Source organism: Kangiella taiwanensis (genome assembly GCF_020005165.1).
GTDB classification, from domain to species: domain Bacteria; phylum Pseudomonadota; class Gammaproteobacteria; order Enterobacterales; family Kangiellaceae; genus Kangiella; species Kangiella taiwanensis.
Map to the genome: position 1 here is coordinate 785,034 of NZ_JAHCLT010000001.1, position 26,377 is coordinate 811,410.

31 protein-coding genes are annotated in these 26,377 nt (G+C 45.4%); 15 read left to right on the top strand and 16 right to left on the bottom strand.

The genetic code is table 11. The features are described from left to right. The first annotated feature begins 22 nt into the window (after positions 1-22). Together KFK88_RS03790 and KFK88_RS03795 are read left to right on the top strand one after the other, a co-directional pair. A complete protein-coding gene (locus tag KFK88_RS03790) occupies positions 23-496 on the top strand; it encodes a GNAT family N-acetyltransferase (RefSeq protein ID WP_223577324.1) in 474 nt (157 codons plus the stop codon). A gap of 210 nt (positions 497-706) precedes the next feature. After that, on the top strand, positions 707-2,113 hold the full coding sequence (locus KFK88_RS03795) for a Na+/H+ antiporter NhaC family protein (RefSeq protein WP_223577325.1): 1,407 nt from the start codon (positions 707-709) through the stop codon (positions 2,111-2,113). On the opposite strand, the gene KFK88_RS03800 is transcribed toward KFK88_RS03795, so the two are convergent. The 7 genes from KFK88_RS03800 to KFK88_RS03830 all read right to left on the bottom strand — a co-directional run bounded on the left by KFK88_RS03800 (position 2,110) and on the right by KFK88_RS03830 (position 6,981). Then, entirely contained in the window at positions 2,110-3,438 is a 1,329-nt protein-coding gene (locus KFK88_RS03800; RefSeq protein ID WP_263296335.1) for an MATE family efflux transporter, read from the bottom strand. The genes KFK88_RS03795 and KFK88_RS03800 overlap by 4 nt on opposite strands. A 79-nt stretch (positions 3,439-3,517) precedes the next feature. Beyond that, positions 3,518-4,192: a uracil-DNA glycosylase gene (gene ung, locus KFK88_RS03805; protein WP_223577327.1), complete on the bottom strand. Its 675-nt coding sequence runs from the start codon at positions 4,190-4,192 to the stop codon at positions 3,518-3,520. After that, positions 4,189-4,515: a quaternary ammonium compound efflux SMR transporter SugE gene (gene sugE / locus KFK88_RS03810; protein ID WP_223577328.1), complete on the bottom strand. Its 327-nt coding sequence runs from the start codon at positions 4,513-4,515 to the stop codon at positions 4,189-4,191. Before sugE ends, ung begins: the two co-directional genes overlap by 4 nt. Before the next feature lie 72 nt (positions 4,516-4,587). After that, positions 4,588-5,301: a ZIP family metal transporter gene (locus tag KFK88_RS03815; protein ID WP_223577329.1), complete on the bottom strand. Its 714-nt coding sequence runs from the start codon at positions 5,299-5,301 to the stop codon at positions 4,588-4,590. A 3-nt stretch (positions 5,302-5,304) separates the two neighbouring features. After that, positions 5,305-5,718, bottom strand: a complete 414-nt coding sequence (gene rnk / locus KFK88_RS03820) for a nucleoside diphosphate kinase regulator (protein ID WP_223577330.1) — start codon at positions 5,716-5,718, stop codon at positions 5,305-5,307. 95 nt (positions 5,719-5,813) lie between these two features. Then, on the bottom strand, positions 5,814-6,179 hold the full coding sequence (locus tag KFK88_RS03825; RefSeq protein ID WP_223577331.1) for a hypothetical protein: 366 nt from the start codon (positions 6,177-6,179) through the stop codon (positions 5,814-5,816). A 76-nt stretch (positions 6,180-6,255) separates the two neighbouring features. Beyond that, on the bottom strand, positions 6,256-6,981 hold the full coding sequence (locus KFK88_RS03830; protein ID WP_223577332.1) for a ComF family protein: 726 nt from the start codon (positions 6,979-6,981) through the stop codon (positions 6,256-6,258). Positions 6,982-7,119: 138 nt separating this feature from the next. Here KFK88_RS03830 and bioB point away from each other — a divergent pair, with 138 nt between their 5' ends. From bioB to KFK88_RS03855, 5 genes are all read left to right on the top strand, one after another. Continuing rightward, on the top strand, positions 7,120-8,205 hold the full coding sequence (bioB, locus tag KFK88_RS03835; RefSeq protein WP_223577333.1) for a biotin synthase BioB: 1,086 nt from the start codon (positions 7,120-7,122) through the stop codon (positions 8,203-8,205). Positions 8,206-8,256: 51 nt separating this feature from the next. Beyond that, positions 8,257-9,414 (top strand): 8-amino-7-oxononanoate synthase, encoded by a 1,158-nt coding sequence (gene bioF / locus KFK88_RS03840; protein WP_223577334.1) that lies wholly within the window; start codon positions 8,257-8,259, stop codon positions 9,412-9,414. A 3-nt stretch (positions 9,415-9,417) separates the two neighbouring features. After that, positions 9,418-10,194 carry a pimeloyl-ACP methyl ester esterase BioH gene (gene bioH, locus KFK88_RS03845; protein ID WP_223577335.1) on the top strand — a complete coding sequence of 259 codons (777 nt, stop codon included), beginning with the start codon at positions 9,418-9,420 and terminating at the stop codon, positions 10,192-10,194. Next, on the top strand, positions 10,191-11,042 hold the full coding sequence (gene bioC / locus KFK88_RS03850; RefSeq protein ID WP_223577336.1) for a malonyl-ACP O-methyltransferase BioC: 852 nt from the start codon (positions 10,191-10,193) through the stop codon (positions 11,040-11,042). Before bioH ends, bioC begins: the two co-directional genes overlap by 4 nt. A 65-nt stretch (positions 11,043-11,107) precedes the next feature. Next, on the top strand, positions 11,108-11,416 hold the full coding sequence (locus KFK88_RS03855) for a hypothetical protein (RefSeq protein WP_223577337.1): 309 nt from the start codon (positions 11,108-11,110) through the stop codon (positions 11,414-11,416). An 8-nt stretch (positions 11,417-11,424) separates the two neighbouring features. On the opposite strand, the gene KFK88_RS03860 is transcribed toward KFK88_RS03855, so the two are convergent. Next, a complete protein-coding gene (locus tag KFK88_RS03860; protein WP_223577338.1) occupies positions 11,425-12,141 on the bottom strand; it encodes a hypothetical protein in 717 nt (238 codons plus the stop codon). 99 nt (positions 12,142-12,240) lie between these two features. Here KFK88_RS03860 and bioD point away from each other — a divergent pair, with 99 nt between their 5' ends. After that, positions 12,241-12,954, top strand: a complete 714-nt coding sequence (gene bioD / locus KFK88_RS03865) for a dethiobiotin synthase (RefSeq protein WP_223577339.1) — start codon at positions 12,241-12,243, stop codon at positions 12,952-12,954. Here the strand turns inward: bioD and KFK88_RS03870 are convergent. After that, positions 12,928-13,335, bottom strand: a complete 408-nt coding sequence (locus tag KFK88_RS03870) for a hypothetical protein (protein WP_223577340.1) — start codon at positions 13,333-13,335, stop codon at positions 12,928-12,930. The genes bioD and KFK88_RS03870 overlap by 27 nt on opposite strands. Before the next feature lie 112 nt (positions 13,336-13,447). Between KFK88_RS03870 and KFK88_RS03875 the strand changes: the two genes are divergently transcribed. After that, positions 13,448-13,816 (top strand): diacylglycerol kinase, encoded by a 369-nt coding sequence (locus KFK88_RS03875; RefSeq protein ID WP_223577341.1) that lies wholly within the window; start codon positions 13,448-13,450, stop codon positions 13,814-13,816. Between the two features lie 31 nt (positions 13,817-13,847). Here the strand turns inward: KFK88_RS03875 and KFK88_RS03880 are convergent, their stop codons facing one another. Further along, entirely contained in the window at positions 13,848-14,441 is a 594-nt protein-coding gene (locus KFK88_RS03880) for an alpha/beta fold hydrolase (RefSeq protein ID WP_223577342.1), read from the bottom strand. Between the two features lie 89 nt (positions 14,442-14,530). Between KFK88_RS03880 and KFK88_RS03885 the strand changes: the two genes are divergently transcribed. Continuing rightward, positions 14,531-15,361: a Dam family site-specific DNA-(adenine-N6)-methyltransferase gene (locus KFK88_RS03885; protein ID WP_223577343.1), complete on the top strand. Its 831-nt coding sequence runs from the start codon at positions 14,531-14,533 to the stop codon at positions 15,359-15,361. On the opposite strand, the gene KFK88_RS03890 is transcribed toward KFK88_RS03885, so the two are convergent. The 3 genes from KFK88_RS03890 to KFK88_RS03900 form a co-directional block, all read right to left on the bottom strand. After that, a complete protein-coding gene (locus KFK88_RS03890; RefSeq protein ID WP_223577344.1) occupies positions 15,362-15,664 on the bottom strand; it encodes a DUF2970 domain-containing protein in 303 nt (100 codons plus the stop codon). A 58-nt stretch (positions 15,665-15,722) separates the two neighbouring features. Further along, a complete protein-coding gene (locus tag KFK88_RS03895; RefSeq protein WP_223577345.1) occupies positions 15,723-16,028 on the bottom strand; it encodes a hypothetical protein in 306 nt (101 codons plus the stop codon). 86 nt (positions 16,029-16,114) lie between these two features. Further along, complete coding sequence (locus tag KFK88_RS03900) at positions 16,115-17,494, bottom strand: 3-deoxy-7-phosphoheptulonate synthase (protein ID WP_223577346.1); 1,380 nt, start codon at positions 17,492-17,494, stop codon at positions 16,115-16,117. Between the two features lie 427 nt (positions 17,495-17,921). Here KFK88_RS03900 and radA point away from each other — a divergent pair, with 427 nt between their 5' ends. Genes radA through trmB form a run of 4 tightly spaced genes read left to right on the top strand, consistent with a single transcriptional unit; the run spans position 17,922 to position 21,636 of the window. Beyond that, positions 17,922-19,286 (top strand): DNA repair protein RadA, encoded by a 1,365-nt coding sequence (gene radA / locus KFK88_RS03905; protein ID WP_223577347.1) that lies wholly within the window; start codon positions 17,922-17,924, stop codon positions 19,284-19,286. Positions 19,287-19,334: 48 nt separating this feature from the next. Next, positions 19,335-20,513, top strand: coding sequence for an ion channel (locus KFK88_RS03910; RefSeq protein ID WP_223577348.1), 1,179 nt, complete (start codon positions 19,335-19,337; stop codon positions 20,511-20,513). 19 nt (positions 20,514-20,532) lie between these two features. Next, positions 20,533-20,988: an MgtC/SapB family protein gene (locus tag KFK88_RS03915; RefSeq protein ID WP_223577349.1), complete on the top strand. Its 456-nt coding sequence runs from the start codon at positions 20,533-20,535 to the stop codon at positions 20,986-20,988. Positions 20,989-21,000: 12 nt separating this feature from the next. Continuing rightward, entirely contained in the window at positions 21,001-21,636 is a 636-nt protein-coding gene (trmB, locus tag KFK88_RS03920) for a tRNA (guanine(46)-N(7))-methyltransferase TrmB (protein ID WP_223577350.1), read from the top strand. A gap of 249 nt (positions 21,637-21,885) precedes the next feature. Here the strand turns inward: trmB and KFK88_RS03925 are convergent, their stop codons facing one another. The 3 genes from KFK88_RS03925 to ettA all read right to left on the bottom strand — a co-directional run bounded on the left by KFK88_RS03925 (position 21,886) and on the right by ettA (position 24,613). Then, on the bottom strand, positions 21,886-22,362 hold the full coding sequence (locus KFK88_RS03925) for a helix-turn-helix domain-containing protein (protein ID WP_223577351.1): 477 nt from the start codon (positions 22,360-22,362) through the stop codon (positions 21,886-21,888). 75 nt (positions 22,363-22,437) lie between these two features. Further along, on the bottom strand, positions 22,438-22,836 hold the full coding sequence (locus KFK88_RS03930; protein WP_317851543.1) for a PilZ domain-containing protein: 399 nt from the start codon (positions 22,834-22,836) through the stop codon (positions 22,438-22,440). A 106-nt stretch (positions 22,837-22,942) separates the two neighbouring features. Beyond that, a complete protein-coding gene (ettA, locus tag KFK88_RS03935; RefSeq protein WP_223577352.1) occupies positions 22,943-24,613 on the bottom strand; it encodes an energy-dependent translational throttle protein EttA in 1,671 nt (556 codons plus the stop codon). Between the two features lie 106 nt (positions 24,614-24,719). On the opposite strand from ettA, the gene KFK88_RS03940 reads away from it, so the two are divergent. After that, complete coding sequence (locus KFK88_RS03940) at positions 24,720-26,357, top strand: peptidylprolyl isomerase (protein ID WP_223577353.1); 1,638 nt, start codon at positions 24,720-24,722, stop codon at positions 26,355-26,357. Positions 26,358-26,377 lie beyond the last annotated feature (20 nt).

The following is a 26,377-nucleotide window of genomic DNA, read 5'->3' on the forward strand; positions in this document are numbered from 1 at the left end:
ACCAGTGAATAAGGACCAAGCCTTGGATATTCGAGCCTGTACTATTGAAGATTTAGAGCTGTTAGTACCAGCGTTTGATCAATACCGCCAATTTTACCGTCAGGAATCTCAGCCTGAGCAAGTCCGTGAGTTTCTTAAGCCCTTGATTGAAGAAGAAAAATCCAAGATCTTCTTATCGTTTGAAGAGGGTGAGTTAACGGGCTTTATTCAACTGTACCCTTCGTTTTCAAGCATCGGCTTGGCGCCAATCTGGGTGTTAAATGATTTCTTCATTTTTGGTGGCTCAGACAGACGCCAAATTGCCAAAGGCTTATTGGATGCCGCTAAAATGTTGTGTGAAGCGAGTAAAGGGGTCCGTGTTGAGGTGACAACCCGTAAGGAAAATCACCGTCTGCACAAGATTTACCGCGATTACGGCTTCGAGAAAGACTACAAGTACGATTACTACTTCTTACGTCTGTCGAAAGACGAGCCAGCGTCTACCATGTTGAAATAGACTGCTAGATATCTGTTTGTTGAATTACCGAGGTAACTTAGTTATAGTTGCCTCTTGCGCTGATTTGTTCCGCTTGCGGGCGCACTCTTTAATAGACGTTATTAACAAAACGTTTTCAACGTCAAAAGAGTAAAACTGCTAAAGAGAGCTTCAAAAAGCCCCTTCTGTCCGCAAGCCACAATCATAAGTGATAAAACCTAGGTATTTTGCATGACAGAAAAAACCATCTCCGCCGATGACAAAACCACGGCGAACCCGAACATCCGAGACAGCCAACTGAACCAAGCGTCGTCCCACGTAACGCCAAGTTTTATTCCGCTCATCCCAATGCTGGTCTTTTTTGTTCTGTTTCTCGGAACGGGTATTTATTACAGTGTGACCGGTGTCGAAGATGCGTTTTATCAATTGCCTGCGCCGATTGCAATTCTGCCTGCTATCGCCTTATCCATTTTATTAGCAAAAGCTACGATCGAGACCAGCATTAAGCATTTATTAGCGGGCATGGGCGACAGTAATATCATCGCCATGTGTTTGATTTACTTGTTAGCAGGCGCTTTCGGTGCATTAACCACACAAATTGGTGCTGTTTCTGCGGTAGTGAATTTGTGCTTAGACCTTATACCTTCATCGTTTATCTTGCCAGGGTTATTTCTGATTGCCGCGGTGGTGTCGTTTTCGATGGGGACCTCGATGGGAACCTTGGCTGCGTTAGCGCCAATCGGCGTCGGTTTGACGGAAAGCTTGCAAGTGTCGCCTGCTTTGGTCGCGGGAATCTTGCTTAGTGGCGCCATGTTTGGTGATAACTTATCCGTTATTTCGGATACCACAATTGCAGCGATTCGTACGCAAGGCGCGACAGCGACTGATAAGTTAAAACAAAATGCACGCTGGGCCATTCCGGCTGCACTAGTCACAGTGGTGCTTTATAGTATTTTCGCCGGAGAAGGCGAGGCTGTGACCATTGGTGACTACGAATGGTATAACCTGATTCCTTACGCCTTTATTCTCGGCTTGGCCTTGCTCGGCTGGAATGTCTTTGTGATTCTAGCCATTGGTATCGTGGTCGCGATCGTGATTGGCCTTGTCGGTGGTGGCTTTAGCCAAGAAGCAGGTGTTGCTGTCACCATGTATCAGGGCTTCAGCAGTATGCAAGAAATCTTCTTATTGTCGATGTTAGTCGGTGGCCTCGGGGGGCTTATCAAGGCACAAGGTGGCCTGCAATGGTTAGTACAGAAAATCAGCCAGCTGTTCAGCGTGACCAAGTCGCAGCTAAGGGCGAAGTTTGCCATTCTAAGTACCACCGCGGTGACTAATTTGGCGATTGCCAATAATACCGTGAGTATTGTGTTAACCGGTGATGTGACTCATGAATTGGCAAAAAAGAATAAGGTACTGCCAAAGCAGAGTGCGAGCCTGGTGGATATTGGGGCTTGTAGTATCCAGGGGGTATTGCCTTACGGCGCGCAGTGTTTATTACTTGGCGCGAGCTTTTCAATTTCACCATTGGCACCGGGGCAGTACGCTTGGTATTTGCCGATTCTGCTGATTATCGCCTTGGTGGGAACCTTTAAAACCAAGCCGACAACTGATGCTCAGTTAGCAGAGTCTAAACGTTAATCAAACTGAATACGGCTCCAGCTTCTGCGCTGCCAGAGCCAAACAAATGCACCGGTTTGCAAAACACGATAGACCGAGTAAGCAACCCAAATGATGGTTAGGCTCTTACCAAGGTAAGGGCCGAGATACCATGCGACTGGCAAGAAAAGTATCCATTGCGAAATTATCGAGACGTATAAAGTCGACTTGGTCGAGCCAGCGCCATTAAGCGCATTCAAGAAGACCAGCCCAACCGCATCAATGACGATAATCAGAGCCGATAATTTAAAAGGCCAGTGAGCCAGCTTCAGGGCTTCAGGCTCCTTCAAGAAGATCCCCATGATAGGGTCGGTGAAAATGTAGAAGATGGCACCTAAGCCAATGGCAAAGATGATCGCCATCTTGGCAACATCCCAGCCCCAAAGGTAAGCATTTTGAGGATCTTTGCGGCCCAAGGACTGCCCGACCAGCGTCGCAGCACCAATACCCAAGGCAATGCAAGGCAGAATGCCAACGAGCATCACGTTAGTAATGGCGTTGACCGCGGCCAGTTGATGCGTACCGACCATACCAATGATCCAGAACAGCGCGGTAAATCCGCCCGCGAAGAACAGCTGTTGGAGCGCTGAAGGAATCGAAATTTTCAGAATGCCGCGAATGGTTGGCCAGCGAGCAAGCTGCGACAAGTAACCGTATTCTTTGGTGTGTTTACTGGCTAAATAATGGTAGTACAAGGTGCCCAGCGCCACAGAAACGGTGGTGCCAATACCTGCGCCGAGAGTACCTAGTTCTGGCATCCCAAAGTGGCCAAAGATCAGCGCATAGTTCAAGATGATATTGATGGTGTGCATGATCAGTAGCGTGCGCAGGTAATATTGAGTTTGGCTGATTGCGCTCCAATAGCTGCGGTAGCTAAAGTTTAAGCCGACCGCGACAATGCCGACGAAGCGTGCTTGGAGGTAAGGGATACCTTCTTTGAGTAATTCAGGATCGTCATTTAACAGGTGTAAAATCTTCGGTGCTAAGAAAAATAACGCGATACTGGTCGGCAGGGCGAGCAGGGTAATAATAGCCAGCGCGGCATTCATAGGGTACGCCGCTTCTTCGCTACGACCTTCGCCAATGCGACGCGACACCATGGCCTGCACACCCGCAGCAAAGCCAGTAAAAAAAGCTACGGCCATGAAGTTGATAAAGCCCGAAATACCAATTGCTGCAATCGCGGCACTGCCTTGGGTTCCAACCATAGCAGCATCGACCAGATTCAGGACATTTTGGGAAACCATACCACCGACGATGGGCAAAGATATTTCGAGGACCTGACGGGAGCGATCTTTATTCAGCAAACTGAGCGCCTGAAATGTGTTACAAGAATTGCCCGCATTGTATCAGTTATTGCGGGCGTCTGTCCGTTTTAAAGTGGATTTAGCTCACTTCGGCTGGTAAGTGCCAATCGATGGGTTGCTTACCGTCTGCGACGAGTAGCTCGTTGGTTCTGACAAAATGATTACAGCCAAAGAAGCCGCGATGAGCCGACAGTGGTGACGGATGGGGCGCGGTTAAGACGTAGTGGCGGTTGCGGTCAATCGATTGACCTTTCTTCTTGGCATGGCTTCCCCATAGTAAAAATACAATTCCTTCATTTTCTTGATTTAACGTCTGAACCACTTTGTCAGTGAAACGTTCCCAACCGATGTTGGCATGAGAGTGGGCTTTGCCTTGTTCGACGGTGAGCACTGTATTGAGTAGTAAAACACCTTGCTCAGCCCAGCTTTGCAGGTAGCCGTGCTGTGGGATTTTAAAATCAGGAATGGATTGCGCTAATTCTTTATACATATTCACCAGTGATGGTGGTGTTTTAACCCCTGGTTGTACCGAGAAGCATAAGCCATGCGCTTGATTTGGGCCGTGATATGGATCTTGGCCAAGAATCACGACTTTGACCTGATCGAATTCGGTGGCTTTGAAGGCATTAAAGACCTGCTCTTTTGGCGGATAAATCGTTTTGCCAGAGGCGCGCTCACCAGCAACATAATTCATGATTTCGATAAAGTATTGCTGTTCTTTTTCTTGCCCTAGCACATCACTCCAAGTGGTCATGCTTCCCCCTTCGAGACAAGTTTCAGTCCTACGATACCGGTCACAATCAACAGTAGGCATAAAATACGCAAGATATCTTTTGATTCATTAAATAAAAACATGCCCATGATGGCAACGCCAACGGCGCCGATACCTGTCCACACCGCATAAGCGGTTCCCACGGGAATTGTTTTCATGGCGATAGATAACAGCCAAAAGCTAATACCCATCGCGATGACGGTTAAGACTGTTGGTAGAGGTTTACTAAACCCTTCGGTGTATTTCAGGCCAATAGCCCAGCCACACTCGAATAAACCTGCAATAAATAAATAGAGCCATGCCATAACCAACTCCTAATGCCGTGAATGTTTATATGGTGGTGGCTAGTCTAGCACTCGACGAATCAAAGGTTAATCTCAATGGATTAAGAGCTGGCCTATTAAGCCCAATAAAAAACCAGCAACTGCGCCTAAAGGCGGTCCCCAGTGCTTATCGAGCTTCGCCTGTGGTGCGATATCTTGAAATGTCAGATAAAGGATGCCACCTGCTGCAAAGATCATGATGGCGCCCACAGCGGTAGGGTAAGCAGCAAGCCAGAAGTAACCTGCGAGTCCGGCAATCGGGCCAAGGAAAGCCATGCACAAAAACGCAAAAATGATGACGCTTGGTTTGAAGGCTTTTGCTGCATTCATCTCGCGAAAAGCATTAAAGCCCTCTGGCAAGTTTTGCAGTGCGATAAGGCCAGCTAATAGCATTCCTGCCGTGCCACCTTCGGCAAATGCCGCTCCTAGCGCTAAAGCTTCTGGAATGAAATCGGACAACATGGCAGCGAGTTGGCTGGCAGGACTTTTAAGATAGTTGAGCAATCGATCTAGCGCCATGAAGGCAATACCGCCCAGTGCGAAGTATATCGCGGTTTCAGCAGTACTGAGTTTGGCGCTTCCTTCCGGGACTAAAACCAAAGCTATAGCCGACAGTAGCGCACCGCCGCCAAAGGCAATGATGCTGTGACGAAGTTCTTGCTCAAGCCATTGAGGCCGAATATGTTCAAATCGAGCGAGTAGGGCACCTGCGGGCATTGATAAGCCTGCGCCGAGAGTCAGTAATACGATCAGTAACCACTCGCTCATAAGTTAGACGTGGTACTTACCTTCGCGCTCGGGTTGATATACAACTTGGTCAATAGTGACTTCCATCATGCCGCCACCTGGTTTTGGCCACTCGATACTGTCACCTTCTTTTAAACCGATCAAAGCGCTACCTACAGGAGCAAGGATAGATAAAGTTTTGCCAGTACCATCTACACCTTTGGGGTAAACAAGAGTCAAATCAAATGCTTCATTTGAACCCGAAACCTTAAATTTCACTTCAGAGTTCATCGTCACGACATCCTTTGGCATTTTCTCGGGAGATAAGATCTTAGCGCGTCCAATTTCCATCTCTAATGCCTGTATACCAGGATTATCTTTACTAGAAACTTGTTCTAGTAATCGCTCAAGTCTTTCAACATCAAGCTCTGATAAAGTTATGTTAGGTGTTTTACTCATTATTTTACCATTCAGTAACGTTTGCTCATCCTAGATTACTTCGGAAAAACTTTTCGTCAAGGCAAATTTAGAGGGATGTTTGTTCTACCGCAATATTAATTATTCAGCTTCCAACGGCCATCAACTTTAGTAAAAACTAGGTCTTTGTGTGATGCCGGAACTTGAAAGCGAATGGTTTTCTGGTCATCAGAAATGATAGGGCTTCGAGTTTTTGCCTGATTTAAGTAGTTCAATAACTGTTCGGCTTTGTGATTGGTGAAGTCCTCGGGTTTGATATCCTGATCAGGAGATAGGTTGGCATACTCGGTGACGATTTTATGCTTTTCGCCAGACTCTAATACTTGAATCATCTCGTCCAATGTCGCTTGTATTTCTTCTTCAGGAGTTGGTTGTGCACATGAAGATAAAGCGATAATAAGTACTGCGCTGATTAATAGGCTCCACCATTTGATACCCATCATAAATACTATCCTTCTAATTAACGTTGTATGCTTTTGATTTGTTTATAGTAGACAAAAGGACTTCTTAGTTAAAGACTTAGGTTTTAGCAAGACACCAGACGTCGACCGTCTTAACCCCACTGTTTAAGCACAGCTTGGCGGCTTCGCTAACCGTCGAGCCAGTAGTGACCACATCATCGATTAATGCAATGTGTGTGGGTAATGACTTTCTTAAATAAAAAGCGTTATTCAAGTTCTTACGACGCTGTTTTTCACTCAAGCCGATTTGATGTGGAGTATCTTTAACACGGGTTAATGCATTGCTCAGTTGTATTCCAAGAGAATTCGATAAATGGCGAGTAATAATATCGGACTGGTTAAAGCCGCGTTCACTGAGACGTTTCGGGTGGAGCGGAATAGCGACAAGCGCTTGCGGTAACGGCGTGTCTTCGTAACTCAATCTGATTCGGCGCTCTAGTACGTGGCTGAGGCTACGTGCGTAGTGAAGTTGTTTGTTGAACTTGAGTTCACTCAGCGCTTTATCCACTGGGAACTTATACCGAGTGGCTGCGATGACCTTATCAAATGCTGGTGGTTTTTTGACGCACTGCCCACAACTATTGGCATCATTGAGACTTTTATGGGTAATATGACCGGCTTCAATCGGGCTAGCACAAGTCATACAAGAACGGCCCATCGGCTCTATGGCCGAGAGGCAAGGATCGCAAATGCCAAGTTCTGATTGCTGCAGTCCACAAAAAGAGCAACTGCTCTGGAGCAGGGCCTCTTGGGCTGAACGACGCAAGTTATCGAAAAAGCTCATTGTAAACCTAAATTCCCTTTTCTTGGTTGACAGTGTATTCTTGGGAAGTAAACTGCACGCATATTGCAGTTACTGCGTTTTAGCCAAGCAAATAACGCTAAAACGTATAAAAAATATACTATAAGGGTTAAAGATACAATGAGCAATTTAGATTATTTAAATAGTGGCAAGGTTCGCAATGATTGGAGCTTGGCTGAGATAGAAGCTATCTATAATCAACCATTTAACGACTTATTGTTCGCGGCGCAGTTGATCCACCGCCAGAACTTTAACCCAAACGAAGTACAAACCAGCACTTTATTAAGTATCAAAACGGGTGCTTGCCCTGAAGATTGTGCCTATTGCCCTCAGTCTGGTCACTACAATACTGGCTTGTCTAAAGAAAAATTGATGGCTGTACAGAAAGTTGTTGAAAAAGCGCAACAAGCTAAGAAAAACGGTGCCACGCGTTTCTGTATGGGCGCAGCATGGCGCTCGCCACGTGACAAAGACCTCGATGTCGTTATCGAAATGGTCCGCCAGGTTAAAGACATGGGATTAGAGACCTGTGTGACACTTGGCATGCTAACAGACGAGCAGGCGGGAAAATTGGCTGAAGCTGGTCTGGATTATTACAACCATAACCTTGATACCTCACCAGAGTATTACGAGCAAATCATTACCACGCGTAGCTACGATAACCGCTTGGATACGCTACAAAATGTGCGTGATGCGGGAATCAACGTCTGTAGTGGCGGCATCATTGGCATGGGCGAAAAAGTTAATGATCGCTATGGTTTGTTAATGCAACTGGCGAATATGCCAGAACATCCTCAGAGTGTGCCGATTAACATGCTGGTGGCAGTACCAGGTACGCCACTAGGTGAAGTGGAAAAGCTAGACGAGTTTGACTTTATTCGAATGATAGCAACTGCGCGTATCATTATGCCTAATTCTTACGTTCGCTTATCTGCAGGCCGAGAGGATATGAATGAGCAAACTCAGGCGCTATGCTACTTCGCGGGCGCCAACTCGATCTTCTACGGCGAAAAGCTACTAACCACTGCAAACCCGGAAGCTGAAGCTGATTCTGTTTTGTTTAAGCGTTTAGGGATTCAGCCTGAACAGCGTCATCACTCTAAAGAAGAGGTTGAAGCAGAAGCTGCTGATATGGCGGCTCAGGCTGCTGAACAGACAACGTCTGACAAGAAGCCGCTATTTTATGACGCGACCGAAGTGAACTAATTAGCGCCTAGAAGCCTAACTGTTTACCTCATTACAACCGCTAGGAATTCTATGTGGAGTAAGCTTGAAAGCCGCTTAAAACAACGGCAGGCGCAGGACATGATGCGCCACCGTCTTACCTTAGAGAGTGGCCAAGATACAGAAGTGAGCGTCGATGGCGATCACTTCCTTAATTTCAGTAGCAATGATTATTTAGGTCTGGCGAGTCACCCGAAACTGATCGAAGCTTCCCAAAAGGCCACTCAGCGATACGGCACTGGAAGTGGTGCGTCACACTTGGTGGTTGGACACAGTCATGAGCATCACCAGCTAGAAGAAGAGTTGGCTGAGTTTCTTGGTGTCGAACGCGCGCTTCTATTTTCCTCTGGCTTTATGGCCAACTACGGCGTATTAACCAGTTTGTTCGACCGCAATGACTTGTTGGTTCAAGATAAGTTGAATCACGCGTCCTTGATCGATGGTGGCCGTGCCAGCGACGCCAAAATGCTGCGTTATGCACATAATGATATGAGTTCGCTCGAACGCCAGTTAAAACATAAAGTTGATACGAAACTCATGGTCGCTGATGGCGTCTTTAGCATGGACGGGGATTTAGCGCCCTTGCCAGACATGCTGACACTAGGTGGGCAGTATAAAGCGAAACTGATGGTCGATGATGCCCATGGATTTGGTGTGCTTGGTGAGTCCGGTAAGGGCACGTTAGAGCACTTTGGCTTGGAGCCGTCATCAGCAGATATCTACATGGCGACTTTTGGAAAGGCTCTAGGCAGTTACGGTGCCTTTGTTGCAGGCAACCATACGTTGATAGAAAGTTTGGTGCAGTTCGCGCGAAGTTACATTTATACCACTGCGGTACCGCCATCGGTTGCCGCGGCTAGTCGAGCTGGTTTGAAATTACTACAGACTGAACCAGAGCGCCGCCAGCAACTGCAGGATAATATTGCTTACTTCAAACAGTTAGCGAACGAAGCGAAGCTACCGTTGATGCCATCTGACACAGCGATTCAGCCTGTGTTATTAGGCAGCAATGAACTGGCGTTAAAGGTCAGCGGTGGCTTGCGCGACAAAGGTTTATTGGTGGTGGCGATTAGACCGCCGACAGTACCTGAAAATAGCGCTCGGTTGAGAATCACCTTAACCGCAAATCATACGCGTCAACAGATCCAACAATTAGTCGAAAGCATCACACAGCTACAGGCAGAGAATTAAGCAATGAGTCGTTTAAAACCATTTGTTGAAACTATCGGCCAAGGTCCCGACTTGGTGTTACTTCATGGTTGGGGTTTACACTCCGGTATCTGGGAGCTCATCACGGAGCAATTGTCGCAAAATTACACCTTGCACTTAATTGACTTGCCTGGTTTTGGGCGTTCACCGCTGCCGAGTGGCGATTACAGTATTGACTTACTGACTGAGCAGGTCCTAAAAGTTACACCAGAAAAAGCGCACTACCTCGGTTGGTCGATGGGCGGTTTAGTCGCGACCAATATTGCCGTGAATCATCCTGATAGAGTTGAGTCGTTAATTACGGTGTCGAGCTCTCCACGTTTTGTACAAACAGACGATTGGCAACATGCGATGAAGCCGAACATCATGGATAGTTTTTGTCGTTATTTAGAAGAAGATTACCAAGGAACTATTATTCGCTTCCTTGCAATACAAGCGATTGGTAGTGAAACGCAAAAAGAAGATATACGTCGTTTACGCGATACGGTATTTATTCACGGCATGCCAGCGTCAAAAGCGTTACGTGAAGGATTAAACCTTCTTAACGATGTCGATTTGCGAGATCATTTAAAAGATATTTCTGTGCCTTTTTTACGCTTGTACGGACGCCTAGATTCTTTAGTGCCTGCGAAAGCTGCTAATGACATTCAGCAGTTAGCACCACACAGTAAGCATCATGTTTTCCCGAAAGCGAGCCACGCACCGTTTTTATCGCACACGAACCAGTTTGTAGAGAAAGTTAAAGAGTTTCTAGCCGCATGAGCCATCTAAGTTCTAACGATATTGCACGATCATTCAGTCAGGCCGCAAAGACTTATGACGCTGCGGCGTTTTTCCAACGCATTGCTGGCAAGCGTTTGTTTGAACGTTTGGATTACTTTAAACTTGAGCCGAAAAACATTGTCGACTTGGGCTGTGGGACTGGCGTTTTTACGCGTGAGCTATCACAACATTTTCCTCAGGCAAAAACAACGGGTGTCGATATTGCCGAAGGCATGATCGCCTGGTGTAAACAGCAATCACAATCTGAAGACTATGTGTGTGCCGATGCGCTGGCACTGCCGTTCGACGATAATTCCCAAGACTTAATCTTCTCGAACTTGGCTATCCAATGGGTTGAAGACTTGCCCAAACTGTTTTCAGAATTGAATCGAGTATTAAAGCCAGAAGGATTATTGTTGTTTACAACGCTTGGCCCAGATACTTTGATGGAATTAAAGAAAAGCTTTGCTGAAGTGGATCATTACCAACACGTTAATGATTTCATTGATATGCACCATGTGGGTGACGCCATGCTACAAGCAACGATGCTTGATCCTGTTGTCGATGCGGAGCCAGTGGTGATTAGTTATGACAAAGCGACCGAATTAATGCGCGACTTAAAAGATATCGGCGCCCACAACGTCGATAACCGCCGAAGCTCAGGCCTAATGAGCCCAAAAAAATTACGTGCTGTTGAAAAAGCTTACCAACAATTCGCGTTGGATGATGGACAACTTCCTGCAACATATGAATTAGTTTATGGACATGCCTTTGGCTCAGAGAAAAAGCAAGCCACTAGCTATCATGAGTATATTGTTGAATTAGCGGAAGGGAAGGGAGAGGTTTAAAGGTACACTGACTAGATTTATAAACTTCGGAAAAACTTTTAAAGTTTCAGTGATTGAGAAATAAAATGTTAAGGAAAATTAATAATTACATTAAAGATGTTATATGGCGAATTAGATACGGTGAAAATAGCTGGACTTTGGACATAGATAAAAGCTTTGAATCATTTAAGCTTATGAAAAATAACAACGTTATTAATGAGGTTCGGTTTGATGAAGTAATTAGTGCTGAGTTAAAAGATATTTCTGCAATAACCTATGACTTACAAGCTGTTTATGTTGAGATTAATTACTCTGGGGTATTAGAAATCACAGAAGAAGTGTCAAATTTTAAAGAATTGGTAATGGTATTAAAGGATAAAAGACTCCTAAAGTAATGAAGCTGTTACGACTTCTGTTTGTTTTCGAATTTAACAACTTTTTCTTCAAGCTCTTTTTCTTTGGCTTTTAGGATATCTTTGACGTTTTTCATTTGCGCGTCATGTAGAAAGTCGCGCAGGGTTTCGAACTCGGTACGGTAGAAGTCGCGTTCGTCGCGCAAATTATCGGTATTCTTGCTCAAAGTTTGGTTGGCAAGTATCAGGCGCTTATGGCTCTTTTTGATGTGTTCATAATCGGCTAGGTAGTTCGACTTAAAGTGTTCAATTTCGTCTTGTGATTCTTTACGAACGTTTTTGAGTTTTTCTTCATGAGATGTTTTTAAATCGTCCATTTCAGCTTCGAGCTCACGCTTGGTATCAGAAATGGATTGTAAGGCATCCATGTAATTTTTATGGGCTTCTTCGTAGCTGGATAGCGTTTTTTCGTATTTGGAGTTAAGTTGGCGATGCTCTTGAATTAACGAGGTGTTACGCTCAGACAGACTTGTTAGAGAGTCTTTAAGTTTTTTGTAGTCGGACTCTAAGTCTTCAATTTTCTGCTTTTTGTTGGCGATGTTCTGAGTGTTTTCTTTGATGACTTGTTTGAGTTCATCATTTTTAGACTCAAGCTGACGCACTAACGCATGCTTTAAGGTCGCCGTCACAACAGCGCCAAGCAGCAGCACTAGCGCTAGGATGCCTAGCACTAATATGATAGTGTTATCGCCTAAAAAGTTATCCATATTACGTGTCTATTTCATGTTGAGTACTTGGGTGAACCAAACGTTGTCATCCATAGTATATAGCAATCATACTCGATTAATTGTGCGAGGTATAACAAATTGAGTAAAGCTAACCGTAAATTCTTCGTGGCAGGAACCGATACAGAGATCGGTAAAACCTTTATTTCTACGGCATTGATTCGTGCTTTTGCGAATCGAAAACTGTCTGTTGTCGGGCTTAAGCCGATAGCGTCGGGTGCGGAGCCAGTGCAGGGCGTCTTGAAAAATGATGATGCGTTGCAACTGCAGCAAGCGTCAAATATGTCCTTTAGTTATAACGAAATCAATCCGCTGTGTTTCGAGCCAGCAATTGCTCCTCATATCGCTGCGGATTTAGCAGGCCAAGCTTTAGATGTGGAAGAGCTTGCCAATAGGGTTGTGATGCCAGATAACGCCGATGTTATTTTGGTTGAAGGCGCTGGCGGTTGGTTGACACCACTAAATCAAAAAGAGACTTATGCTGACTGGGTTGAGCAAGAGCAACTGGATGTAATCTTAGTGGTAGGGATGAAGCTAGGTTGTCTAAATCATGCCATGTTAAGTGTTCGTGATATTGAACGCCGCGGTCTTAAAGTATCGGGCTGGGTAGCGAACTTTGCTCAAGGTAAAATGAACATGGCTGAAGACAATGTGAAGTGGTTAAAGCAGAATATTACTGCGCCTTGCCTGGGTATCGTGCCATTCCAAGACAGCACTGAGGCAAAAGGGCAAGACGCAGAGATGCAGTTAGCTAACAGCGTTGCTGAGCTACTGGATACGAGTGTTCTTCTCTGAAGCTACGCATTGATTGCGAATACAGCTGACATTGGGTTTAGGTGTAACTTGGCATGTGCCGATGACCTGATTGTCTTTATTGTATTGCTTTCGCATCTCTTCGTATTGTTTGCCCATCTTTTCGAGCGCTGCGACGTCAGAGTTGGTTTTAGAATAGGCCATATAGGCTTCGGGGCCACCGCATGGCTTGTTGCCGATCGGTAGCAAGCCACAATCAGTACTGCTAGTACAACCTTCGGTGCTGGCAGCTTGTTGGATCTGAGCATACAAATCTTGCGGCGATGCTGTCGTGTTACCACCATTGGCTTGCGAGCAAGACTGAGTGAGGCTCATCAGCACGGCCATCGAGCCAAGTAGTAAAAATTGGTTTAACTTCATCATTCAATCCTTGTATCGTTGAGTTCAATATTTATACATAGTATAAGTCTATAATTCTATTCGGTTTTTGTTCTCCCTAATAGCTCACAAATTACAAAGAGTGTAAAGTATTACTATGAAACCCGGAAAAACAGGATTGCCCCGAATCATTCATGCCAGTCATTACTCATGGCTAGGTTTAAAAGCTGCTTGGAGGCATGAAGCGGCTTTCCGCCAAGAACTTGTCATGGCTGTAGTGCTGATACCTTTAAGCTTTGTTTTGGGACAGTCTGCTGCGCAAATTGGCTTAATGGTAATGTCTGTGTTGCTGGTGTTAATGATGGAGCTGATTAACTCTGCGGTTGAAGCTGTGGTTGACCGTTTTGGAGGGGAGCAACATCAGCTATCAGGCAGGGCGAAGGATATCGGCTCTGCTGCTGTTGCGATCGCGATTTTGAACTTGGTTATAGTCTGGGCCGTGATTCTTATCATGAATTTTGTTTAGTCGGTGTCTCTTTCTTCGTCCATTAAAGCTGTCAGAATAGTCCGCGGATAAAATTACGACTGTGTTGTACTGCGAGTGCCCAGCTCTCTTCTGTGGAAATCTCTGAGCGCTTTAGGGTTTCTAGGCTGTGATTACCATCCTGTAACCATGTAACGTCAATATTACTGCTCAGATGATAGCTTGCAACTTCTTTGGGTTTACCAAAAGTATCGCGGGTACCTTGCAAAATCAGCGTTGGCGTTTTTATAGATTTAAGGTGTTCCGTTCGTGTTTTCTCTGGCTTGCCCGGTGGGTGAAATGGATAACCCATTGCGATGACACCACTGACAGCTGTCTCATCAGCGATCATTGTCGCCACTCGGCCGCCCATGGACTTGCCACCGATGACCACAATATCGCTGTTAACTTGCTCAATTTGCTGTTTGAAGCTTTCGATTAACTTAGGCATTCGATCTGGCGGAGACTTTTTCCCTGTTTCCTGTCGACGGAGCATATAAGGGAAGTCAAAGGTGATAACATCGATGCAACTATCACTTATTTCACGCTGCATATACCGCATAAACTCAGACTGAGAGTCGGCGCCAGCACCATGTGCGAGAATCAGGGTTGCGCAAGCTTGTGCCATGCTAGATACCTATAAATCGTTAATTTCGCTGTTATTCGTGATCGGTTTTGATAAACTAGCCGACAATACCAGTTTATTTGCCGATTCGAATGTCGATAGCCCAGCCTATAAAGTTTCAAAGACCCTTCCTTAAGTGGGCTGGTGGCAAGTTTAGATTATTACCAAAGATTCTGCATCATTTGCCGCAAGGAAAAAAGCTAATCGAGCCGTTCGTGGGTTCTGGTGTCGTCTTTCTTAATGCAGATTACGATCGCTATGTGCTAGCAGATATTAATCCGGACCTGATCAACCTGTTTCGTGATTTAAAGCGCGGTAAAAGTAGCTTTATTAACTATTGCGCCAATTACTTCATAGAGTCTAACAATAAAGAAAAACGCTTTTATGAGTTGCGTGAACACTTTAATCAGCTTGAGGCTGGTAAAGAACGTTCGGCATTATTCTTGTATTTCAATCGCCACGGCTATAACGGTTTGTGTCGATACAATCGTTCGGGGGGCTTCAATGTGCCTTTCGGTCGGTACAAGCGACCATACTTCCCTGGACACGAGCTTGAAGTATTTTCTAAGAAAGCACAAAAGGCAGAGTTTCGATGTCAAAGCTTTCGTCAAAGTTTTAATGCGGCACGACAGGGTGATGTCATTTATTGCGATCCACCCTATATCCCGCAGAGCTTAACCGCGAACTTTACTGACTACACTAAACAAGGCTTCAGTTATGACCAGCAGGCCGAGTTGGGTTTTTTAGCGGAAAGGGCGCTTGAGAAGAAGGTCGTAACGGCTATTTCAAATCATGATACAGTCGTAGCCCGTGAGATTTATAAAGAGGCCACGACTGTTGCAACGTTTGACGTCCAGCGCTTTATTTCCTGTGATGGGAATAACCGTTCGAAAGCCAAAGAGTTACTGGCTGTTTATAAATAATTAGCCAGCGCCCGAGCCTTCTAGGGCTGAGTTCACGAAGTATAAAATCGTTACGATAAAGACCACCACGAAAATAAGACCACCAACGATAAACTGAACGGCGCTACCTTTTTCGAAATCTTTCTCGCGTTGCTCTTCAGATTGAACACCAAACATGGCGCCTAAAACGCTTTGTACTGTGGACCAAAAGCCAGTGCCTGTACGGCTACTTTGGGACTCGGTGTTGGGTTCTGAAGATTGTTTTTTGGACTCAGGAAAGTTGTCCAATGAGGAGTCATTGGTTTTTTCGGTTTCTTGATTCATTGTTTGACACTAAATCGTACTTTAGAAAGGGTTAATATAACTCAACCCTCTCTAAAAATTAAGACTTTTCAAACAACTCCAAGAATTGGATGAAGTGCAAGCTCGGCATAGTGTGTGACTCGGTAAGCCACGAGTACCAACTTGCTGATTTTTTCACACTGTTTGTGCTGCCAAGTTGAGTTTGAGCTGGTTCCAGTAGCTCTGGCTCAATTGAGGTAATGATGTGTAGTTCATCGCTGTTATAACCAATATGGTTACTATCGGAACAGACCTGAGCTTTAGCAAAAGCACTAGAACCACCCATGATGCTCAATGCAACACCAGTCGTGATAAATAATTGTTTTATGCTTTTTTTGATCAACATGGTTATCTCCTCACCATATTTTTCTCGCGCCTATATACTCCCGATTTAGAGTATCTCCCGAATATATTACAAAATGTGTTTATAGATCAAGAGTTTGATGAGGTTTTTTGCTCGCTGGAAAAAGCTTTGGACTGAGATAATGTTAAACTATCAATTAATTCAAAGGCTTGGCTGAGATTTAATCGTGGGTCAACGAGGCTGGTGTAGGCTTTACCTAATTCTTGATGTTTTACAGTATAGCTACTACCAACGCACTCCATCACCGCTTCGCCCGTCATTTCAAGGTGAACCGCGCCAAGATGAGAGTCATTTTCCTGATGAATATCAAAGGCTTGCTGTAATTCAGACTGTATGTGGCTATAGTCCCGTGTTTTGTAACCGTTCGCGCTGACTTGGGTATTGCCATGCATCGGATCACAACTCCATAAGACCCTGATATCAGCATCTTGAATAGCCTGAATCATGGCTGGAAGTTTATCCGCGATCTGCTCATGACCAAAACGCTGAATTAAGGTCAGACGCCCCGCTTCGTTGTCAGGGTTAATCCAGCGGCATAACTCAACCAGATCTTGTGGCCTAACGGTGGGGCCGACTTTGATGGCTATAGGATTGGCGATACCACGCAAGTATTCTAGATGGGCGCTTTCACTTTGAACGGTGCGCATTCCGACCCAAGGAAAGTGAGTCGATAAATTATACCAGCGGGCATTGTTGGCTTTTCGGGTTAAGGCCTGCTCGTAGTGAAGGTGCAGTGCCTCATGGCTGGTATAAAATTCGGTTAAGTTTCTGTGGGCGGTTTGTTTACCATTGAATTGGTGGAACAAACTTAAGGCATCACGAAAATTACGCAGGCTTTTGTGCAATTCTTTTTGCTGGGCTAAGTCATGTAAAGAGTTAACTTCAGCCTCAAGGTTAAACAGCTCATCAAGTTCTGCTTCCAAAAGCGAGCGAATGTAATTCAGCGTCAAGGAAGCATAACTGTAACCCTCTAGCATACGCGCTGGGTCAGGGGTTCGTGCCGATTCCGTGAAGTGCACATGATTGACCAAATCACCTCGATAGCTGGTTAAGGTGGTCTCGCCTTGTGTTTCGGTTAATTCAGAGCGCGGCTTGGCGTATTGCCCAGCAATACGACCGATTCGCGTGATTGGCTGACGTGTTTTTTGACTGACCAACAGGCTTAAGCTTAATAGGCTGCGAACCTTTTGTGAAATAGCGTCAGCATTACAGTCCGAAAAAGATTCTGCGCAGTCGCCGCCTTGTACAATAAAGCGTTTTCCAGCCTGCGCTTCGGCAATGCGAGCTTTTAAAGTATCGACTTCTGAGCTGGAGACCAACGGTGGGAGCTGACACAGCTTATCGACCACTTGCTGTAGAGCTTGTGGATCACCGTATTTGATTTGTTGACTGACAGGCTTATCTTTCCAGCTGTCTGGACGCCAAGTGTCAGCAGTGTGGTCAACCATGAGAAATCAATTTAATTACTTCAATAAAGTTATTCTATCCCATAAGATAAGGGCGAGCAAAAAAGTCGAAAAAGAAAGCAGTAATGATATAAGTCAGGCTGAAAAGCAATTAGAAAAGGTCTGGATGCTCGACAAAAACTAGAAGTTAGAAAAGCTGAGGTGACGCTAATCAAGGCAAAATGGAGCGAAATAGCGGAGCTTATTGTTTGATAAGTGAGCAGATTGAGCGACATTTTAACGATGAGTAGCGGAAATTTTAGTAATGATTACCAGTTAGGAGAGTAATTATCGAAAACGGCTTGGGCTATAGCGTGGCGCGGCAAAGCTTTACGAAGTGATTTGAGTTTATTAGGAAATAAATGATAAGCGCTGAGTAAAGCTTTAACAAAGCCATGCTGACGAGCAAGGCGTTTGGTATTTAATAATTATGGCGAAAGTAAAAACAATCTACGTCTGCCAAGAATGCGGCTCAGAAAGCCCTAAGTGGGCGGGGCAATGCGGTCAATGTAAAGCTTGGAACTCAATGGTTGAGCAAGCTGACGTGAAGCAAAGCAAAGCTGAAAAGAGTTCACGTTTCACAGGCTACGCGGGTGAGCAAAGCAAAGTCGTTAAGATGGACAAGGTGGACTTGTCTGAAGTACCACGTATGGGCTCTGGCATGTCAGAACTGGATCGCGTGCTAGGTGGTGGCTTGGTTCCTGGCTCTGTGGTTTTGATGGGTGGTGACCCTGGTATTGGTAAATCGACTATCTTGCTACAGAGCTTGTGCAAAATTAGCGAAGAGATGCCTGTCCTTTATGTTACGGGCGAGGAGTCGATGCAGCAGGTGACGATGCGTGCGCAGCGTCTTGGGCTAAAGACGGGTGACTTTTCATTACTGACAGAAACTCAGGTCGAACAAATCACCACACAGGCTTTAATGCAAAAACCAAAAGTCATGGTGGTGGACTCAATTCAGACCATTTACACCGAAATGCTGCAGTCGGCACCGGGTGGTGTGGCGCAGGTGCGTGAAAGTGCGGCACAGTTGGTTCGTTTTGCGAAGCAAACGGGCACAACCTTATTAGTGGTCGGTCACGTGACAAAAGATGGCGCGCTGGCAGGGCCGCGCGTGCTTGAGCATATGGTTGATGCCGTACTGTATTTTGAGGGCGAGCGCGATGGGCGTTTACGCTTACTGCGTGCGGTGAAAAATCGCTTTGGTGCAGTCAACGAATTAGGCGTGTTTGCCATGACCGATGAAGGGCTAAAGCAAGTCAAAAACCCTTCTGCGATTTTCTTATCCAAATATACGGATCCTGTGGCTGGCAGTGCTATTGTTTCGACTTGGGAAGGGACTCGCCCCATGCTGGTCGAAATTCAGGCTTTGGTGGATACTTCTCATGCGCCGCAGCCTAAACGAGTTGCTGTTGGTTTGGATCACCAGCGTATTGCCATGCTGCTAGCTGTTTTAAACCGCCATGGTGGCGTAGCAACGTTTGATCAGGATGTGTTTGCTAACGTAGTTGGTGGCGTACGGGTCATGGAAACCAGTTCGGACTTGGCATTGATCGCGGCGATTATTTCAAGTTTGCGCAACCGACCGTTAGAAGAACATTTGGTGATTTTTGGTGAAGTCGGTTTGGCGGGTGAAGTGCGTCCCGTACCGAATGGTCAGGAGCGTTTAAAGGAAGCCGAAAAACATGGCTTCAAAAAAGCGATTGTTCCGAAAGGTAACCTTCCTTCAAAACCGATCAAGGGTTTGGAGGTCCATGGCGTCAGTAGGTTACAGGAAATGATTAACCTACTGTGATAAGTTATTGAGGGTTATACACAATTCAATTTGTAGCTAAGAGGCGCAATGATCAACACATTGAGCAAGAAACGGAGTCGTCAATTAGAGTCTCTCGGAAAAACGCTAAAAGCTAAGTACTGGTTCCCTCACGGCATTATGGCTGTGTTGTTTGTTCTGGGAGGCGTTTGGCTATTCCAGACAGACTTAGGTGATCACTGGATTCCTTACCTTAAACAGTTATTCACCGGGCAAGTCGAGTTATCGGCTAAAAATGTTCCCCCACTAGTGGTTGGTGGTGGAATGATTTTAATGTCGTTTGGTTTACTGCTGCATTCTAGAGTTGCGTGGTCGATGTCGCTTTTCTTAGCAAGCTTAGCTTTGATCAGTATTATTTGGTCTGATCGCAGTATGTGGCAGTTATTGTATTTTGTGTTCCTAATCACTTCTTTGTCGCTGTTTCGACAGTCATTTTATAAGTCTAGTGTTGCGGCTAACTCTATCTTTGCTTTAACGTCTATGGTGATGTTGCTGTTGTATTCCGTCATAGGGAGTTTTTACCTAGGCAAAGAGTTTGACCCGCATATTGATGATTGGGTAACAGCGTTCTATTATTCTATTGTCACCATGACGACCGTGGGCTATGGCGATATCAATCCAATTTCTGTCGAAGCTAAACTCTTTACTATCTCCGTGATTATTCTCGGCGTTGCTGTTTTCGCAACATCACTAACGGCAGTGATAGCACCGATGGTTCGAACCAGCTTGGCGAAAATGATGGTGCACAAAGGAAATTCTATGAAAAGAGACAATCATTATATTGTAATCGGTAACAGCTCATTAGCGATTAATACCTGTAAGGAACTTAAAAACCGAGGGAATCATGTCACTAGAATTATCCAACCGCATATCGATAAAGATAGTGTTTCTGGTGATGATGTGGTGTTTGGTGAGCCTAGTGAGATCGATGTCTTGGAAGAGTGTGGCTTGAAAAGTGCGAAAGGGGTCATCTCGCTTTTAGATGATGATTCTGAAAATGCTTTTGTGATATTGGCTGTGAAGGAAGTCACTCATGATGTTAAAACGGTGACAGCGGTGAATGATACTCATAACCTCAAACGTGTAAAGCTGGTTCAACCTGACATCGTTATAGCGCCGCAAATCCTAGGCGGTGAGTTAGTCGCGATGCACCTTGAGGGTGAAGAAGTCTCTTCTGACTTTTTGATGGAGCGGTTATTCCAACATTAAATTCCGTGAGGAAAAGTAAATGATAGACATAGATTGGGCGGTAGTTCTAAACCATTTAATCACCATGATGGTAGCTTATATTCTGGCGTTTCCGATTGCCTGGAATCGTGAAAGTGAAACCAAAAGCGCGGGCATTAGAACCTTTCCCTTAGTCAGTATCGCCTCGTGTGGATTTGTATTGATCGCAATGGATATTTTTAGTGAGCCCAGTGCGCAGGCAAGAATTCTAGAAGGTGTTGTGACTGGTATCGGTTTTATTGGCGGCGGTGCGATCCTTAAGAATGGTAGCAGTGTGACTGGTCTTGCTACGGCAGCAAGTTTATGGGGCACGGCTGCGATTGGTATCGCCGTTGGAACGCATCGTCTGGAAATTGCTTTGTTATTGAGTATCGTCACCTTTGTCACGCTTCAAGTGATGGCCAAAGTCAAAAGTAAGGTTCCAGAAAATGAAGACCGTTGTGACAATGATGGGTAAACAAATAAAGCAATGACAACAATTAAAGACCGCCAATTTAAACCTGAAAAACTATTCCAGCCGCGTGACTTCGTTCAACCCATATTGTCGGATTCTCAATATCTTGAGATTGGCGCGGGCAAGGGTATGCATGCGATGCAGTTTGCCGAGCAAAACCCGAGCAAGCACCTAATTGCCATTGAACGAACTCGAGGTAAGTATGATGTGTTCGCAGAGCGCTCCAAAACGTTGGGTTTACGCAATTTAACGGCGATACACGCTGATGCCATACCTTGGGTCGTGCATGCCTTACCGCCGCAATCGCTGGACGGTATTTTCTTGCTGTACCCTAATCCAGAGCCGAAAAATTCGAGCCAACGATGGTTAAATATGCCGTTCTTCGAGTTTCTGCTGTCTCGAATGAAGCCTGAGGCTACGATTATTTTGGCGACCAATATTAAAGACTATGCGGATGAAGCTGAGCAACTGGCCAAAGAACAGTGGCAACTTCCTGTTAAACGACTACAAGTTGCAACCGACAGCGCTCGAACTCACTTTGAAGTCAAATATTTAGCCCGTGGTGAAGTGTGTCATCAATTGGAGCTAACTAAGCCCAAGGGCTATCAAACGGCATTTGATCGTTGGCAACAAGGCAATGCGCAAGCCTAGGGGTAAATCATCAACAAGATCCCAGTCGTTGTGCAAAGCATGGATATTAACAGCAAGGCAATCGCCAGCTTTAATAGCACAAGCAAATCTTTCTTATTCATCAGTTGATCCAGATCCAGCAAACGACCTGAGTAACGCTTTGTGCGCCGGAATCTAAATTTTTTTATTTGATAAAAAATACGGGATAGATAGTAAGTTTATTTGTTATTAATCTAAACCAATGGTTTATATTTTGCAATAAAAAATAAACTAGTCGTTATTGAGTTCAAGCAATGAGTCGATGATGTCATCATCTTTTAGGGCTTTATAGTATTCTGCAGTAATGTAGTCAGCTAGTAGCTCGTAGTCAGATGCGCTAAGTTGGCTGAGCTTGGTCCGAGTAAGAACTTTTTCAATGGAGTGAGATAGTCGCTTTTTGTCAATCGAGTAATCTGAGGTTGAAGTATCAGTTAGGTGGCTCGGTTTGTAGTTACCACCAGTGTTTTCTGGGGATATACCTGAGTAAAGCCACATAAAATCAACTGCCGTTGCTTCAGCCAATAGGATCAGGGAGCGTTTACTGATTTTGCCACGACGTAACCAATTGTTGACTGCTTGCGCGGTAACGCCACACTCCTGAGCAACCTGAGCCTTACTCTTACTTAAAGACTTTTTTGCATGACCTAACGCTTGCCCGATACGTTGGGCAAGTTCTTCTTGTTCTGATGTAACTCTTTGTTTTGGCATGAGAAAATTGTCCCACAGCCAATAAACAAATGGAATAAACCGTTGGTTTAGCTGTTGGAGGAGAAATGAGCGGCGCTATTCTGGTTCTTGAGAGTTGCGTTCCCACAAAGCCTGTGACTCCCGATGAATTGTCTCAGGGTCGTTATTGTGAAGCGTTAACATCGAGCGTAATTGCAACATGCTATCAATGTCTATTTCTAAACATTCAACACCGTAATTTTCGCCGTTGCAGTAAACCACTTTGGCGAACATTTTTATTGGGGGGGATAACTCGTCGAAAATGATACTTAGGCTGAGGGTGGAGTCTTGTTTAAGCGAAGCACTGGACTTCAGGTGGGCGCCATTTAGAGAAACGTCTACCACAGAGGCGGTGTGTTTCTCGCCATCTTGTTCTATCAGTGCCTTTGCATTGATGGGCACGCGGGTGAATTGTCGACGTTCGGTGTTTATGACACAAGTCCTTTGTGGCTTAATGACTTGCTTTTAGACTAGCAAACCCTTTGCGGCTTGTCGATGTAAATTATTGATTTTAAAGACTGGTCCACGCAAGGAAGGTGAACCAGTCAGTTTTGAAGAGCGTTTACGACTTAGTAATTTTGCGGTACTTAATACGATGCGGTTGATCAGCATCAGCACCAAGGCGACGCTTACGATCCGCTTCGTATTCTTGGTAGTTACCTTCAAACCAGACCGTTTCACTATCACCTTCAAACGCGAGAATGTGCGTCGCGATACGGTCAAGGAACCAGCGATCGTGCGAGATAACCACGGCACAACCCGGAAAGGCGAGAAGGGCATCCTCAAGAGCTCGTAAAGTCTCGACGTCCAAGTCGTTGGTAGGCTCATCCAGTAGTAAGACGTTGCCACCGCTTTTTAGCAGTTTCGCTAAGTGAACGCGGTTACGTTCACCGCCCGATAGGTCGCCGATACGCTTTTGTTGATCCGAGCCTTTGAAGTTAAAGCGACCGACATAAGCACGCGATGGCGTTTCATAAGTGCCGACTGTAATGACATCTAAACCATCAGAAATTTCTTCCCATACCGTTTTGTTGTCGTCAAGCGAATCACGGCTTTGGTCGACGTACGCAAGATCAACTGTTTCACCAATCTGCAACTCACCTGAATCAGGCTGTTCTTGTCCCGTCATCATTTTGAACATGGTCGATTTACCCGCACCATTGGGGCCGATGACACCAACGATACCACCTTGCGGTAGGTTGAAGTTCAAATCGTTGTACAACAACTTATCGCCAAAGGTTTTAGTTAAACCCTTCGCGGTAATGACTTGAGTACCTAAACGTGGGCCTGGTGGGATATACAACTCACGGGTTTCGTTACGTTGTTGGAACTCTTTGCTCGATAGTTCTTCGAAGCGTGACATACGAGCTTTAGATTTGGCCTGACGACCTTTTGAATTCGAGCGTACCCACTCCAACTCTTCTTTCATCGTCTTTTGGCGCGAAGCTTCCTGCTTCTCTTCAATCTCAAGACGTTTTGATTTTTGCTCCAGCCAAGAAGAGTAGTTACCTTCCCATGGAATACCTTCGCCGCGATCCAGTTCCAGAATCCAGCCAGCCGCGTTATCAAGGAAGTAACGGTCGTGGGTAATGGCCACAACTGTACCGTTGTAGTCGACTAAGAAGCGCTCTAGCCAAGCTACCGACTCAGCGTCTAAGTGGTTAGTCGGCTCGTCAAGAAGTAGCATATCCGGGTGCTCAAGCAGCAAACGGCAAATAGCGACACGGCGACGTTCACCACCGGATAAGTGTTCAACTTTTGCATCCCACGCTGGTAGACGCAAAGCATCCGCAGCACGCTCAAGCGTATTCTCGAGATTATGACCGTCTGCAGCCTGAATAATCGCTTCGAGCTCACCCTGACGCTTTGCGAGAGCATCGAAATCTGCATTTTCATCCGCATAAGCAGCATAAACCTGATCAAGCTCGGCCAAAGCGTCTTTAACGTGAGTCACTGATTCTTCAACGATTTCTCTAACCGTTTTACTTTCATCGAGTTGCGGCTCTTGAGGCAAATAACCGATTTTGGTACCAGGCTGTGGACGCGCTTCGCCATCATGATCCTGATCAACGCCTGCCATGATGCGTAATAGTGTCGATTTACCCGCGCCGTTAAGACCCAAGACACCGATCTTTGCGCCTGGGAAGAAAGATAGCGATATATCCTTTAAGATAGTTTTGTTCGGGGGAACGATTTTGCTCACCCGGTTCATGGTATAAATATATTGAGCCATTAAATAATAACCTTCATTTAGGGTCGGTTGACCTTAGTATTGGCGGCATTTTACCGTGCCTGCTAGGCTTAGGCTACACCTAGTCGAAGGATATCGAGGAGAAGTGATGAAACATTGGGGTTTGGTGCTTTTAGGAGCGGTTACTATAGGTTTTTCAGCACAAGCTATGGCGTGTGTTCATGTTAACGATATTTATTACTGGGCGGATAAGCGTGATGCGGAACACCATGTCTTTCAAGAGGTATTAAACTGTGAAGAATTACCCGAGGAGACCCTAGAAACAGCATTGATTTCATTAGGAAGGGTTGGTGGTGAAGCAGCTGTAGCAAAGGTCATACCCTATTTGCAGCATGAAAACCCAAATATTCGCTATGCTGCCGCGTTTGCGGTGGGTATTGGCAAGAGCCCAAGTGCTGGCTCTGCGCTAGTGAAAGCGCTAAAAAATGAAAAAGCCCCCGAGGTTCAGTATCGCTTGGCTTTGTCGCTAGGGAATATGGCATACAGCGGTTCGCAATTCACTTTGACTCAAATCATCAATCAGGATGATTCCGTGCAGAAAGTTCGCGGTGCGCTCCATGGTTTGATGATCTTAGCAACGTTTTACAGAGACAAAACTTCGGACTTCGACAATATCGATAAGAAACGGGTGTTGGAGAGACTAAAAAGTCCTGAAACACAGCTTGAAGCCAGTTATTTGTTGGCCAGAGTGCCGTTAGTTGATACTGAGAATACTAATGACTTTTTGCAGGCCATGCCTACTCTAGCGCCAGCAGCTAAAGCTAACCTTATTCGTGCTCTAGCAAAAACCAAGCAACGCCAAGTGTTGCCGACATTGCTGACTCACTTGGATAGCGAACATATTGCCGTGCGAGTCAATGCGATTCGTAGCCTCGCGAACTACCCTGATAACCCCGCTGCACTTGCAGGTGTGGTGCAGGCTTTATCGTTTGATGACGTCATTAGCCAAGTGACTGCATTGACAACTATTCGGGCCAACTGGCTACAAAACGAAGAGTTATTAGACAGGGCGCAAAAAAAACTAAAGGATAATAATAGCTGGGTTCAATCAGAGGCCCTACTGGCCCTGAACCGCAGCGAGCAAGAAAATAAAAAAATAGCTCAACTGTGGTTACAAAGCGATGACCCAAATCATCAGCGAGCTGCGATTGATTTCTTTATTAAAAAGAATGATACGTCAAAGCTTGAAAATCTAGCCAAAAGCGATAAACCAATTATTGCCAGTGGAGCCAAAAAAGCGTTAAATCCTGAAACACCGAAGCCTGAGGAGCCCAGCCAAACGGGCGACGCGCTTCCGGAGTTACCAGTGTTGGTCAAACTGGAAACTACAAAAGGCGATATCACCATAAAACTGTTCGCTGATACCCCATATACATCACTGAACTTCATCGAACTGGTAGAATCAGGGTTTTATAACAACACCTATTTCCACCGCGTAATTCCAAATTTCGTCGCCCAGGGAGGTAGTCAGCATGGGGATGGTTCTGGCAATGTCGACTACAGCATCCGTGAAGAACTCTCCTATCGTTCGCACTTACCCGGAACCGTCGGCATGGCTACGATAGGCAAAGATACCGGCGGTGCACAATTCTTCATCAACACAGCACCCAATCTACACCTCGACAGCAACTACACCATCTTCGGCGAAGTCGTTGAAGGTATGGGGGTAGCTATTAAGTTAGAGCAAAGCGATAGAATTGTTTCAGCTGATTTATTAAAGAATTGATTTATATTATCAATGGGATA

Bases quoted from the DNA above. Each gene is read 5' to 3' on its own strand.
- KFK88_RS03795 (WP_223577325.1), top strand. From the start codon at position 707: ATGACAGAAAAAACCATCTCCGCCGATGACAAAACCACGGCGAACCCG.
- ung (WP_223577327.1), bottom strand. From the start codon at position 4,192: ATGACCACTTGGAGTGATGTGCTAGGGCAAGAAAAAGAACAGCAATAC.
- sugE (WP_223577328.1), bottom strand. From the start codon at position 4,515: ATGGCATGGCTCTATTTATTTATTGCAGGTTTATTCGAGTGTGGCTGG.
- KFK88_RS03815 (WP_223577329.1), bottom strand. From the start codon at position 5,301: ATGAGCGAGTGGTTACTGATCGTATTACTGACTCTCGGCGCAGGCTTA.
- rnk (WP_223577330.1), bottom strand. From the start codon at position 5,718: ATGAGTAAAACACCTAACATAACTTTATCAGAGCTTGATGTTGAAAGA.
- KFK88_RS03825 (WP_223577331.1), bottom strand. From the start codon at position 6,179: ATGATGGGTATCAAATGGTGGAGCCTATTAATCAGCGCAGTACTTATT.
- KFK88_RS03830 (WP_223577332.1), bottom strand. From the start codon at position 6,981: ATGAGCTTTTTCGATAACTTGCGTCGTTCAGCCCAAGAGGCCCTGCTC.
- bioB (WP_223577333.1), top strand. From the start codon at position 7,120: ATGAGCAATTTAGATTATTTAAATAGTGGCAAGGTTCGCAATGATTGG.
- bioF (WP_223577334.1), top strand. From the start codon at position 8,257: ATGTGGAGTAAGCTTGAAAGCCGCTTAAAACAACGGCAGGCGCAGGAC.
- bioH (WP_223577335.1), top strand. From the start codon at position 9,418: ATGAGTCGTTTAAAACCATTTGTTGAAACTATCGGCCAAGGTCCCGAC.
- bioC (WP_223577336.1), top strand. From the start codon at position 10,191: ATGAGCCATCTAAGTTCTAACGATATTGCACGATCATTCAGTCAGGCC.
- KFK88_RS03855 (WP_223577337.1), top strand. From the start codon at position 11,108: ATGTTAAGGAAAATTAATAATTACATTAAAGATGTTATATGGCGAATT.
- KFK88_RS03860 (WP_223577338.1), bottom strand. From the start codon at position 12,141: ATGGATAACTTTTTAGGCGATAACACTATCATATTAGTGCTAGGCATC.
- KFK88_RS03870 (WP_223577340.1), bottom strand. From the start codon at position 13,335: ATGATGAAGTTAAACCAATTTTTACTACTTGGCTCGATGGCCGTGCTG.
- KFK88_RS03875 (WP_223577341.1), top strand. From the start codon at position 13,448: ATGAAACCCGGAAAAACAGGATTGCCCCGAATCATTCATGCCAGTCAT.
- KFK88_RS03880 (WP_223577342.1), bottom strand. From the start codon at position 14,441: ATGGCACAAGCTTGCGCAACCCTGATTCTCGCACATGGTGCTGGCGCC.
- KFK88_RS03885 (WP_223577343.1), top strand. From the start codon at position 14,531: ATGTCGATAGCCCAGCCTATAAAGTTTCAAAGACCCTTCCTTAAGTGG.
- KFK88_RS03890 (WP_223577344.1), bottom strand. From the start codon at position 15,664: ATGAATCAAGAAACCGAAAAAACCAATGACTCCTCATTGGACAACTTT.
- KFK88_RS03895 (WP_223577345.1), bottom strand. From the start codon at position 16,028: ATGTTGATCAAAAAAAGCATAAAACAATTATTTATCACGACTGGTGTT.
- KFK88_RS03900 (WP_223577346.1), bottom strand. From the start codon at position 17,494: ATGGTTGACCACACTGCTGACACTTGGCGTCCAGACAGCTGGAAAGAT.
- radA (WP_223577347.1), top strand. From the start codon at position 17,922: ATGGCGAAAGTAAAAACAATCTACGTCTGCCAAGAATGCGGCTCAGAA.
- KFK88_RS03910 (WP_223577348.1), top strand. From the start codon at position 19,335: ATGATCAACACATTGAGCAAGAAACGGAGTCGTCAATTAGAGTCTCTC.
- KFK88_RS03915 (WP_223577349.1), top strand. From the start codon at position 20,533: ATGATAGACATAGATTGGGCGGTAGTTCTAAACCATTTAATCACCATG.
- trmB (WP_223577350.1), top strand. From the start codon at position 21,001: ATGACAACAATTAAAGACCGCCAATTTAAACCTGAAAAACTATTCCAG.
- KFK88_RS03925 (WP_223577351.1), bottom strand. From the start codon at position 22,362: ATGCCAAAACAAAGAGTTACATCAGAACAAGAAGAACTTGCCCAACGT.
- ettA (WP_223577352.1), bottom strand. From the start codon at position 24,613: ATGGCTCAATATATTTATACCATGAACCGGGTGAGCAAAATCGTTCCC.
- KFK88_RS03940 (WP_223577353.1), top strand. From the start codon at position 24,720: ATGAAACATTGGGGTTTGGTGCTTTTAGGAGCGGTTACTATAGGTTTT.